The organism is Algoriphagus chordae, from assembly GCF_003254055.1.
Lineage (GTDB): Bacteria > Bacteroidota > Bacteroidia > Cytophagales > Cyclobacteriaceae > Algoriphagus > Algoriphagus chordae.
Genome location: NZ_QKZT01000011.1, coordinates 43436 through 55484 on the forward strand (window position 1 = coordinate 43436; position 12049 = coordinate 55484).

Sequence of the window (12049 nt, forward strand, 5' to 3'; positions counted from 1 at the left end):
CGCGAGCGGAATTTGAAACAAGGATATTTTCCGTATTTTAGCCCCAATATTTTAAGACTCTGTTGCCTCTTTTTCCAGTCCAAATAGAATAGTTTGACATGGAGATGACCTCATGTAGGTCAATTGATGTGGCAGGGTATCACATGTCTTTTTGAATTATTAAAACCATGAGTAACCAAACTCCAAAAATCCTCTATACGCTGACCGATGAAGCTCCGGCTTTGGCTACGTATTCCCTATTGCCAATAGTAGAGGCATTCACTAAATCTGCCGGTGTATCGGTAGAAACCCGTGATATTTCTCTTTCTGCCAGAATCATCGCTAATTTCTCTGAGTCGTTGACTCCAGAGCAGCAGCTGCCAGACACCTTGGCTGAGTTAGGAAATATTGCTAAAACTCCTGAAGCCAATATCGTAAAGCTTCCAAATATTTCTGCTTCTGTTCCACAGCTGAAGGCTGCGATCAAGGAACTTCAGTCTCAGGGCTATGCGGTTCCAGAATATCCAGAAGAGCCAAAAACTGAGGAAGAGAAGAGTATTAAAAGCAAATACGACAAAATCAAAGGCTCTGCTGTGAACCCAGTTCTTCGTGAAGGAAATTCGGATCGTAGAGCTCCACAGGCAGTGAAAGCCTACGCGAGAAAGCATCCACATTCCATGGGTAAGTGGTCTGCTGATTCTAATACACATGTAGATAGTATGTCTGAAGGAGATTTTTACGGAAGTGAGAAATCCCATACCATGGTAGATGCGGCTGTTATTTCTATAGAATTACATGGCGCGGATGGCCGAAAAGAGATACTTAAGTCTGGTTTGAATATTCTGGCTGGTGAAGTGATCGATGCTTCTACCATGAGTATCGCTGCTTTGACAGCATTTCTAAGAAAAGCAAAAGCAGAGGCAAAGCAGCAAGGTGTTCTTTTCTCAATTCACATGAAAGCAACCATGATGAAGGTGTCAGATCCTATCATCTTTGGGCATGCGGTGAAAGTGTTTTTTGAGCCAGTGTTTGCGAAGCATGCAGCTACATTTAATGAAATAGGAATAGATGTAAATAATGGTTTTGGGGATTTGATTTCCAACCTTGATAAGCTTTCTATTCCAAAAAGAACTGAAGTTGAAGCTGACATTGCGGCTTGTCTAGCAGATAGTCCAGACTTGGCTATGGTGAATTCGGATAAGGGAATCACCAACCTACATGTGCCAAGTGATGTGATTATCGATGCTTCTATGCCTGCGATGATCAGAACTTCTGGTCAGATGTGGAATAAGGCTGGCAAACTTCAAGATACCAAAGCGATTATTCCAGACAGATCTTATGCTGGAGTATATCAAGCTACTATTGAGTTCTGTAGAACTCATGGTGCATTTGATCCATCGACGATGGGTTCTGTACCAAATGTAGGATTGATGGCTCAAAAAGCTGAAGAATATGGTTCGCACGATAAAACCTTTGAAATTCCTTATGCTGGAACGGTCAAGGTTCTGGATCAAAATGGGGTTGAAATCTTCTCGCATCCCGTGGAAGCTGGAGATATCTGGAGAATGTGCCAGACTAAGGACGCTCCGATTCAAGACTGGGTCAAACTGGCTGTGACTAGAGCGAGACTTTCGGATACCCCAGCGATTTTCTGGCTAGACCCACATAGAGCTCATGATGCAGAACTGATCAAAAAAGTAAATAAATACTTGTTAGATCATGATCAGACTGGATTGGAGATTTCTATCCTTTCACCAGTGGAGGCTACAAACCTTTCTTTGGCTAGAATCAAAGAAGGAATGGATACGATCTCTGTCACGGGCAACGTGTTGAGAGATTACTTGACTGACTTGTTTCCTATTTTAGAATTGGGAACTTCTGCCAAAATGCTTTCTATCGTTCCATTGATGAATGGTGGCGGTCTGTTTGAAACGGGTGCTGGTGGGTCTGCACCTAAGCATGTGGAGCAGTTTGTTACGGAAGGTCACCTGCGTTGGGATTCCTTGGGTGAATTCCTTGCATTGGCAGTTTCCTTGGAGCATTTAGGGCAAACATTCCATAACGATAAAGCTTTGCTACTGGCTGAGACACTTGATCAGGCTACAGGCAAATGGTTGGAAAATGATAAGTCTCCAGCGAGAGTTGTAGGTAAATTAGATAACAGAGGTAGCCATTTCTACCTAGCACTATATTGGGCAGAAGCACTTGCAGCACAAAATAAGGATGCTGAGCTGAAGGCTAAGTTTACGCCACTAGCTAAAGCATTGGAAGCGCAAGAAGCTACAATAGTAGATGAACTGAATGGTTCACAAGGTGCTTCAATGAATATAGGGGGGTATTTCAGACCAGATGCAATATTGGCTTCTCAGGCAATGAGACCAAGCGCTACCTTGAATGAAGTGCTGACACAATTAGTATAATCAACTTATTTCATAACTATATAAGCCATCCTGAGCAATCGGGATGGCTTTTTGGCTTTATGGCTGATTTACTTTTAGTTGTGAAAGTTCTACCAAAGGTAAAGTCGAGCTGTTAAATGCTAAGAAGAGAAAATTTATAGTTGATTAATATAATTACTGCTAATTTCTATAAAATGCCAAACGAAATGTTGTAGAGTTTATTACTTTTCTATGAAAAAATAGGCTTTATGATAAAAAATGCTCTTGTTGTTTGATTTTATTCAATGTTATTATAGGTTTTATGATGGATGATTAATTAACTTGTTTGCTATTAAAAAACAACCAACTTAAAATTCAAATCATGAAAAAATTCTTATTGACCTTCGCGATTGCCGCAATTGTACTCGGCGCTAATACTTCTTGTAGTGACGATGATAAAGATGCAATTGATTGTACTATTGAAGCGGCTAAAGTAGATATTCATCATCAGGTGGATGCAACCGATACTAAGAAAGTTACATTCAGTGTAGAATATAAAGGAAGCCAAACAGTCTTGGATGAGATAAGCTGGGATTTTGGTGATGGAACACCTGTAGAAGCATTTAGTGGATTAACTGCCGAGCATACCTATGCTGATGCAGGTAATTATACTGTGAAGGCGACTGTAGTTATCCAAGATGGAGACAATCTTTGTTTTGTAGAGCCAAGAGAAGAGGTAACAGCTAAATAATTAGCTTAAGCAAATGCGTTTTGCATTTGACTAATGTTTCTTTTAAAAAAAAGTCAAGCGAGAGCCTGACTTTTTTATGTTTAGCTAGTTTAAGGGATGATACTACAGGGATCAATCTATTCTTCTTTCCATTGAATCATTCTTCCTCAAAATTCACCTTATTTGCCCGCATAAATTCCTTGATTACTGAAACGTGAATGCATTCGCCCAAATGGATAAAGGCGTAGTCATTTATTTTCTTTGCTTTGCCATGGGCTATGATGGCTTTGTCTTCTATATCAAAGCCCAAGTGTAAATGCTTCGTCCGGCTTTGCATTCCGCAGACTTTCCCGGTAGAATCAAATAGCGGCCCGCCACTTTGTCCTCGCAATCCTGGCGTACTCAATTCCATTCCATAGACCTTTCCTTTTTTGTCACCCAAAAAGCGAGTGAGCATTCCTTCTATAGGAAATCGCGGTGAGCGCATAGCCCCAGTACTGGTCCATTCTAAGGATTGCTTTTGGCTATTTAGCTGAAAATTTGAAAACTCAGGAAAAGGAAAGCCTAATCGACAAAGCATCGCGCCAGGATTAATAGCAGCATGGTCCTTCTTGAATTTGGGGATGTTAGTAAATAATGTTTTCTCAAAGCCTTCGAACTTGATCAACGCCAAGTCATATTCAGGGTGGATGAAAAATTTCATGTTCTTGATCTGATCCACGCAATCTACAAAAGTGACGCGCATCTCAGAAGTGACATCTGCTTTCAATCCTAATTTTTTGGCTAATGCTGAGCGCTGCCCGCCACTTAGGTCTTTGCCTTGCTGCAAAAACGTCTGGTATTTTTGATTGATTTGATCTGCTTGTGATAGCCATTGCGCCACATGCTTGCAAGTCAGTGCATAGCCTTCTTGATTGACAAAAAACAACGTAGCAGAGCCTTTTTGGATTTGGGTACTTCCAAAGTTTCTGGAGATAGAATGAATGGCTCGGGTGTAGCCGGCGGTTTCGAGGATTGCTTTTTCAAACATTAAAAATTGCTTAGATGAGGTCTCAAAATAGGCAAAAGCATTGTGAAATGAATTTTTTCAAAATATTTAAGAAACTATTTTTCCTCGGAATCGATTGTATGAAGGAAGAATTAATGTGGCGCATAGGATAGTTTTGGCTAGCCAAATAAATGTAATAACTTAGCCATCCCTCAGGGATTTTTCGCCAAAAGGGCATACCCTCCAAGGGGAATTTAGGAATCAAACCTATACTCAAATCAAAATAAATATGAGCAAGATTAAAGTTGGAATAAACGGATTCGGAAGAATCGGACGCTTGGCGTTCAGAGTTGCACAAGAAAGAGAAGATATCCAAGTAGTAGCGATCAATGATTTGATCGACGTGGACTACATGGCATATATGCTTAAGTATGACTCTACTCACGGTAACTTCAAAGGAACTGTAGAGGTGAAAGACGGCCATTTGGTAGTCAATGGAAACAGCATTCGTGTTACTGCTGAGAAAAGCCCAGCTAACCTTAAGTGGGGTGAAGTAGGAGCTGATTATGTAATCGAATCAACTGGTATTTTCTTGACTAAAGAAACTGCACAAGGTCATATCGATGCAGGTGCTAAGAAAGTAGTAATGTCTGCGCCATCTAAAGATGATACGCCGATGTTCGTAATGGGCGTGAACGAAGATTCTTATACTTCTGACATGGTATTCGTATCAAACGCTTCTTGTACTACAAACTGTTTGGCTCCAATCGCCAAAGTATTGAATGACAACTGGGGAATCGAGGAAGGCTTGATGACTACAGTGCATGCGACTACTGCAACTCAAAAAACTGTTGACGGACCTTCTGCGAAGGACTGGAGAGGTGGACGTGGCGCAGGTCAAAACATCATCCCTTCTTCTACGGGTGCTGCTAAAGCGGTAGGTAAAGTAATTCCTGAGCTTAACGGTAAATTGACTGGTATGGCATTTAGAGTTCCTACTCCTGATGTATCTGTTGTCGATTTGACAGTTAGATTGAAAAACCCTGCTACTTACGCTGAGGTTTGTGCTAAAATGAAAGAAGTTTCTGAGACTACTATGAAAGGTGTTCTTGGTTATACTGAAGATCAAGTTGTTTCTAATGATTTCGTTGGAGATCCTAGAACTTCTATCTTCGATGCTGGTGCAGGTATTCAGCTTTCTGACAAATTCTTGAAAGTAGTTTCTTGGTATGACAACGAGTGGGGCTACTCTAATAAGGTAATCGACTTGGTAAGCTTCATTGCTAGCAAATAAGTACTAAAAGTACAGATCATAATAAAGGTCGTTCACGTAAAGTGAGCGACCTTTTTGCATTAGTAACTATTTTGGCTGAACTGATTCTAGAACTGGAAGGTGATACTGGTTTAGTCAAATACTCAATGCCATTCGGGTGGGAGAGGATTTTTTGACAATTAATGATAGCTTTTGTCCTTTACATTGATTGACTATAGGTATTCTGTACTTGCCCTATGATGTGAGTGCCTGTCATCCCCTGGCTTTTTCTTATCGAAGCAGACTTATACAAGAGTCCGTATGTTATCCTTTTAGTTTAATTCTTAGGTACTCGAAAATCGGATATATATAATAGAGTTGTCTAAGCGTATATCTTAGGTATATGGGAAGTGCTTAGTTGTCACAGGGTATCAACTAAATTAGTAGCTAAAAATCTAAACTTGGACCTGAGGTTCTGGTAAATTTCTCGTGGCAAATGGATACATATTCAAAATCTATTGAGCAAATGGGATCAATTGGTAAAAATGAGCTATAGAATCTTTTACTTATCGAAAAAAATACATTAATATCTTCTGTTTTGTAAAAAAAATACATTTATATGTTTTGATAGAAACTTGTTTTTTATAGATTTATGACATCTTAACATATTGGGCATTGACATTTGCGAAAATGGCTTAACTGTTTTGATTAAAATTTTACAAGAAACCCCAAATCAAACTAACATGGAACAAACTCTACCAGCAATTCATCTCGAAAATCGAAGGATGGTGCAGGGCATTAAGATTTTATTATTGTTAAACTCAAATTACCAGCTATGAAAAAAATTTTATCAATTGCTTTCGCCCTGGTTATGATGTTGGGCCTTTCGGTCTCAGCACAAGCACAGCAGCGAATATTGAAAGGGGTAGTAACGTCTTCAGAGGACGGTCTCCCTATGCCTGGGGTCACGGTCTTAGATAAGACAAACCAAACCGGTACCACTACTAATGTAGATGGTGAGTATTCTATTTCTGTAGGATCAAGTTCAATAGTGATTTTCTCTTTTATTGGGTTTGCAACTCAGGAAATAACTGTAGGAAACCAAACGGAAGTTAATATTGTCCTAAGGCAGGATGCCAGTGAACTATCTGAATTTGTTGTAACAGCATTTGGTATGGAAAAATCTGAAAAGGCTTTGGGTTATGCTACAAGTACTATTAAGGCCGATGAACTGGTAAAGACTGCTACACCTAACCTAGGTTCTGCATTATATGGTAAGGCAGCTGGTGTGAGAATATCATCAGGTGCTGGTGGAGCTACTTCGCCTGTTAATATCCAGATTCGTGGTATTAACTCTATTAAAGGTAAAAGTCAGCCACTAATTGTATTGGATGGTGTGCCCATCCGAAATGAAGAAGTAACCAATAATAACTATTGGGGAGATCAGCGTTTGAGAGGTAATGGACTATTAGATATCAACCCTGCAGATGTTGAAAGTCTCTCTATCTTGAAAGGAGCGTCTGCGGCAGCACTTTATGGTTCAGAAGCTGTAAATGGTGTAGTGTTGATCACTACTAAAAAAGGTACTGCTGGCAAAGACGGCATGCAAGTAGATTTCAATACGAATGTCTCTATTGATGAGATCGCATACCTTCCAAGATATCAAAATGTAAGAGGTCCAGGAATGCCTTCGCATGTTCAGGATTTGAAGCAATCTGCGGACGGATTTTTATATAATGATGCAGGAGAGAGAATTGTTCCAAATACCACTACAAACTTTGGCCCTGCCTTTGATGGTCAGCCTATGTTAGCTTGGGACGGGGTTACTAGACCTTATGTTGCGCAGGAAGACAACTACGCCGCGCTTTTTAACAAACCTATCAGTTCTCAGGTAAACGTATCTATCTCTAACGCTACAGAGAAATCTAACTTCCGACTTTCCCTGACACGTCAGGACAATGAGGCTTTGAGTTTGAATTCCAAGAACTCTAAGAATATTGTAAATCTAAATACAAGCTATCAGGTAAGTAAAAGACTGAAAACTGATTTGATGATTAATTTTATCAATCAGAATACTGCAAATCGCCCTTACTCTATTGATCGAATGATCAATAACTTTGGTGGTATGATGACTCGTTTTGATAACGGTGAGTGGTATCTTGATAATTATAAGACGAGTAGAGGTTATCGCTTTGTAACTGGTACAGGTCAGAGTTTGACTCCAGATGAGAACATTACAGGTAGTGGCTTTTTGTCTGCTATAGCTGATTATGCTTGGAGAGTAAATGAGAATCAAGCATCTGAAAAAAGTAATCGTGTAATCGGTAGTTTGACTAACACGTTTATGATTACCCAAGATCTTAATATTAGAGCTCGTGTCTCTACTGATTTTACAGATAGATATTCTGAAAATAAAAATTCAACTGAAAGACCATTGGCATTTGGCCCTTCTGGTTCATTTGGAATGCAATCCGAGACATTTAATATACTCTACGGTGATGTGATGCTTAATTACAACAAAGCAATTACTGACGAAATTTCTTTTGGCTTAATGGCAGGATATACAGCTAGACAGGAAAGCATCACCAGTATAAGCAGAGGCACCAATGGAGGTTTAAGTACTGAGAATTTATTTGATGTAGTTGCTTCCGCAAATATTCCAAGCAACAACTCGAGTCGTGAATTTAGAACAATTGATGCTTTAATCGGAACAGCAAATTTTGATTACAAAGGGATTTGGTTTGTAGAAGGAACCATTCGTAGAGATAGAATCTCTACCATGAATCCTGATAATAATGCATTTGTATATCCTTCTGTTAATACAGCCTTTGCACTTTCAGAGGCATTCCAATTGCCTGAGTTTATCACATTCTCTAAGTTGAGAGGTTCTTGGGGTATAGTAGGTAACTACCCAGATATTTACGCTGCAAATATTGCTTATAGCCAAAATTCTCTAGGTGTTCAGCAACCAGGTGGTAATAATGTGCTTTATACCACTTTGCCTTCAGCATTTGGTAATGATGGTATAAAGCCGGAGCAAAAGCATGAATTTGAATTTGGATTGGATACTAGGTTCTTCAATAATAGATTTGGTATAGATATCTCTTATTACAATGCGCAGATTAGAGAGCAGATTCTTCCACTTACGCTACCTAATTCTGCTGGTGCTTCGTCAGTTCTTACAAACATCGGTACACTTAGAAATACAGGTGTCGAAGTTCAGTTGACTGGTGATATCATAGCTACTCCTAATTTCGGATGGAATGTTATTGTCAATTATGCGAAGAATGTTAACAAAGTTGAGAAATTGGCTAACAATGCTACTGAGTTACTTCATGCAGACTACGATGGCAATGCAGCTCAACTTAGGTCTGTTGTAGGTAGACCAATGGGGGATTTCTATGCTCACCCAGTTGAGACTGATGCTAATGGAAATCAAATTGTACAGGAAAATGGTCTTTACAAGATTGATCCGAACAACTGGGTTCAGGTAGGAAATGCAATGCCAGATGCAGTAGGTGGTATTATTAATCAGTTATACTATAAGAATTTCTCTTTAGAAGCGGTATTGGATTTCCAGATCGGTGGTTCTGTAATGCCTACTGGTATCAACTGGATGATTAGCCGTGGTCTGACTGAGGCCAGTTTGAATTATATGGATGAGGCTAGCGGAGGTTTGGCTTATTACCAAAATGCTGATGGTCAGGGTATACAGGTGGATCATACAACTGCTCAAGGACCAAATGGTGAAACAGTTTATCATGATGGAATGGTAATGGATGGCGTAGTAGCTGATGGTTCTACTAATACCAACGTGATTTCTCAGTCGTATTATTATTGGAATACCTATAACTGGGGTGGACCTCAGTACAGCCAGTCTAGATACGAATTGTTTATCCAGGATAACGATTACGTCAAATTGAGAGAGTTGTCTTTGGCTTACAATATCCCGAATCATATCACTTCCAAAATTGGAGCTTCTAATGTGAATCTTTCTGTATATGGTAGAAACTTGTTTTTCCTCTATAGAAATATTAAGGATCTTGATCCTGAAGTATTAACTGGAGGATCTAGATGGGAGCAAACCTTGACTAGTGCGGGTACTAACCCGGCTACTAGAACATGGGGTGTGAAGTTAAGTGCTAGATTCTAATAGTTGGTTTATTACTAAAATACAATTGACATGAATATTAAAAGACTAATTATATATACAGTGCTGACAGGCTTCTCAATGAGCTGTACCACGTCAGACTTTGAAGAAAATTATACTGATCCTTCCAAGCTCGCTGAGACTACAGTTGGAAAGCAGTTTACGGGGATGATGATGGCAAACCGGGGATTTGTACTTCCTGATTACACAAACTATTTTGTGGTTAGAAGAATTACCTCTAATCCGTATACTCAGGCGACGGGTTGGGTAAATGTTGAGAACCAATATGTGCCAGGATCGGCAGCTGTAGGGGCTAAATGGAATACATATTACAACTTTTTGGCGCAGTATCGTGAAATCCAAAAGGTTCATGATGGGCTATCAGAAGAAAAGAAGCTTGATAACCGTGTGTTTATGATCGCAGCGGCTACCTATTTCTATGACCAGACCCAGCAAATTGTAGATTTCTATGGCGATATTCCATGGAGTCAAGCAGGAATGCTAAGTATTAATGGTGGTGACTACCAGAATTCTTATCCTGCATATGATAAAGCGGAAGATATCTACACGACTATGCTGGATGAATTGGCTGGTTTCGCAGATGAAATGGGGCAGATAGCAATTAATCCTGCGACTGAGGTAGAATTCAAGACTCAAGACCTAGTTAACCGCGGGGATATTGACCTTTGGTTAAGATATATTAATTCCTTAAGGTTGAGAATGCTTACCCGAGTAGCAGGTACTAGTGAATTCAGTGCTAGAGCAAAAACGGAGATTGGTTCTATTCTGTCTAACTCTGGAAGTTACCCAGTAGTAGATACCAATGATCGTAATATCCTCTTTCAGATTTACTCCTTGGGTACTTTGATGTCAGCTACAGGTTTTCAATCTGGTTTGGAAGATTGGGATGGAAACATTGCAGGTAAGAAAATTTTGGATCACATGGTAGATAACAAGGATCCACGATTGACTTTTGTCTTTGAGAAAAATCCAAATCCAGAAGAGGTAGTTGAAGAATATTTGGGCTTGGATCCTTTGATGAATCCATCGGATCAGACTGAATTATTGTTAACTCAGACTTTGAGTATTTACAATCGCTCTACTTTGAGTAGAAACCAGTACTTCCCTGGTGTACTTATGACAGCAACTGAGGTTCATTTGTATGCTGCTGAATATTACTTGAGAGAAGGACAAGATGCTATGGCAAAATCGCATTATGAGGAGTCTATCAAGCAATCTATAGGTTACTATCAGTATTTGAGAAGTATCTCAAATAATGCTGAATCTCCAACTCCATTGGATCCTACCGATGGGTCTATCTCTGAATACTTGGGGATGGATGCAATCTCTTGGGATGCCGCTTCTGGAATGGATGAGAAACTGACCTTGATAGCTGAGCAAAAGTGGTTACACTTCAACGTTGTTCAGTCGAACGAAAGCTGGAATGAAATCAGAAGGTTGGATAAAATAGACTTTGAATTCTGGGTTGATAACTCAAACCAGCAAAGTCTTCCTCCTTCACGTTGGATGTATCCAGGATCAGAGCAGTCTTATAATATGGAGAATTACTCAGTAGTTCAGCCGGAAGATAATTTGACTAACAAAATATTTTGGGATGTGAATTAGGAATAGTATGGGTTTCAATAATTGATAAAAGCCTCTCGATTTTTTCGAGAGGCTTTTTTTGGGTGCGCCCAGCATGGGCAATAGCTATAGGGTGTAAGTCCCGAACACGCCTTGGCAGTTGGAAGTGTTAGCTTAAGGCAAGGGTGTCCATCGTGAGGTGGAATCTGAAGGAAGCCAGCGGCAAATTCTCGGCCTGACGAACAGAAACTACATATAAGGCCAAAGTTGTCTGGATGAGGTTGCCCAACAAACCAAAGTCCTATACTGCTCGGAGACAACATGGTAGATGTAGCGGGTATACGAGAAGAAAGTTATTGTTCTTACCTGGGGAGGTCTCATGGACGTGTGTCGGATTTCTTATCTGGCATACGGTGTAAAGCTAGCCATGAGAAGTCAGCAGAGGGCAAAGTACCGGATCACGGGTTGGTTTGGGAAGGCTCGAACCTTGCAGCTAGGCAGTAAATGTATGTTACCGAAAGAAGAGGATCAGATGCTCGGCAACGAGGCTCCTTATCAAAAGAATAGGACGGAATCCGAAGGATAGATAAGAGTGATTCCATAGGAGGATAACTGAAAACAACGCCAAACACGCCTTTCAAGGTGCAAAAGCAAGGAACCGCCGTATACCGAACGGTACGTACGGTGGTGTGGGAGGTCGAAACGGGAACTAATCCCGTTTCTCCTACCCGATTGTGCCGTGCATGGCAACTTACTAGGTGGTGAAAGTCCACTGTGGGGGTTTGTAATCGCCAACCACTAGCTAAAGGCAAGGGTGTCCACCGTGAGGTGGAATCTGAAGGAAGCCGGCGGCAAAACTCTGCCCCGAGGAACACGAACCTTATCAGGCATAACCGATGGGATGAGACTGCCAAACAAGTCAAAGTCCAAAGATTACACGGACATCGGGATGTAAATGAGGCGGGGACATGGAGTGAAAGTGAGTTGT

General features: G+C 40.4%; 6 protein-coding genes. 5 read left to right on the forward strand and 1 reads right to left on the reverse strand.

What is annotated here, in order from left to right; genetic code table 11:
• Positions 1-167 precede the first annotated feature (167 nt).
• Complete coding sequence (locus tag LV85_RS13035) at positions 168-2399, forward strand: NADP-dependent isocitrate dehydrogenase (RefSeq protein WP_111320115.1); 2232 nt, start codon at positions 168-170, stop codon at positions 2397-2399.
• Between the two features lie 340 nt (positions 2400-2739).
• Complete coding sequence (locus LV85_RS13040; RefSeq protein WP_111320117.1) at positions 2740-3108, forward strand: PKD domain-containing protein; 369 nt, start codon at positions 2740-2742, stop codon at positions 3106-3108.
• Between the two features lie 136 nt (positions 3109-3244).
• On the opposite strand, the gene LV85_RS13045 is transcribed toward LV85_RS13040, so the two are convergent.
• Positions 3245-4117: a S1 family peptidase gene (locus tag LV85_RS13045; RefSeq protein WP_111320119.1), complete on the reverse strand. Its 873-nt coding sequence runs from the start codon at positions 4115-4117 to the stop codon at positions 3245-3247.
• 247 nt (positions 4118-4364) lie between these two features.
• On the opposite strand from LV85_RS13045, the gene gap reads away from it, so the two are divergent.
• The 3 genes from gap to LV85_RS13060 all read left to right on the forward strand — a co-directional run bounded on the left by gap (position 4365) and on the right by LV85_RS13060 (position 11103).
• Entirely contained in the window at positions 4365-5369 is a 1005-nt protein-coding gene (gene gap, locus LV85_RS13050) for a type I glyceraldehyde-3-phosphate dehydrogenase (protein WP_111320121.1), read from the forward strand.
• Positions 5370-6162: 793 nt separating this feature from the next.
• Positions 6163-9480 carry a SusC/RagA family TonB-linked outer membrane protein gene (locus tag LV85_RS13055; protein ID WP_111320123.1) on the forward strand — a complete coding sequence of 1106 codons (3318 nt, stop codon included), beginning with the start codon at positions 6163-6165 and terminating at the stop codon, positions 9478-9480.
• Between the two features lie 30 nt (positions 9481-9510).
• On the forward strand, positions 9511-11103 hold the full coding sequence (locus LV85_RS13060; RefSeq protein WP_170125620.1) for a SusD/RagB family nutrient-binding outer membrane lipoprotein: 1593 nt from the start codon (positions 9511-9513) through the stop codon (positions 11101-11103).
• Positions 11104-12049 lie beyond the last annotated feature (946 nt).

Bases quoted from the DNA above. Each gene is read 5' to 3' on its own strand.
- LV85_RS13055 (WP_111320123.1), top strand. From the start codon at position 6,163: ATGAAAAAAATTTTATCAATTGCTTTCGCCCTGGTTATGATGTTGGGC.
- LV85_RS13035 (WP_111320115.1), top strand. From the start codon at position 168: ATGAGTAACCAAACTCCAAAAATCCTCTATACGCTGACCGATGAAGCT.
- LV85_RS13060 (WP_170125620.1), top strand. From the start codon at position 9,511: ATGAATATTAAAAGACTAATTATATATACAGTGCTGACAGGCTTCTCA.
- LV85_RS13040 (WP_111320117.1), top strand. From the start codon at position 2,740: ATGAAAAAATTCTTATTGACCTTCGCGATTGCCGCAATTGTACTCGGC.
- LV85_RS13045 (WP_111320119.1), bottom strand. From the start codon at position 4,117: ATGTTTGAAAAAGCAATCCTCGAAACCGCCGGCTACACCCGAGCCATT.
- gap (WP_111320121.1), top strand. From the start codon at position 4,365: ATGAGCAAGATTAAAGTTGGAATAAACGGATTCGGAAGAATCGGACGC.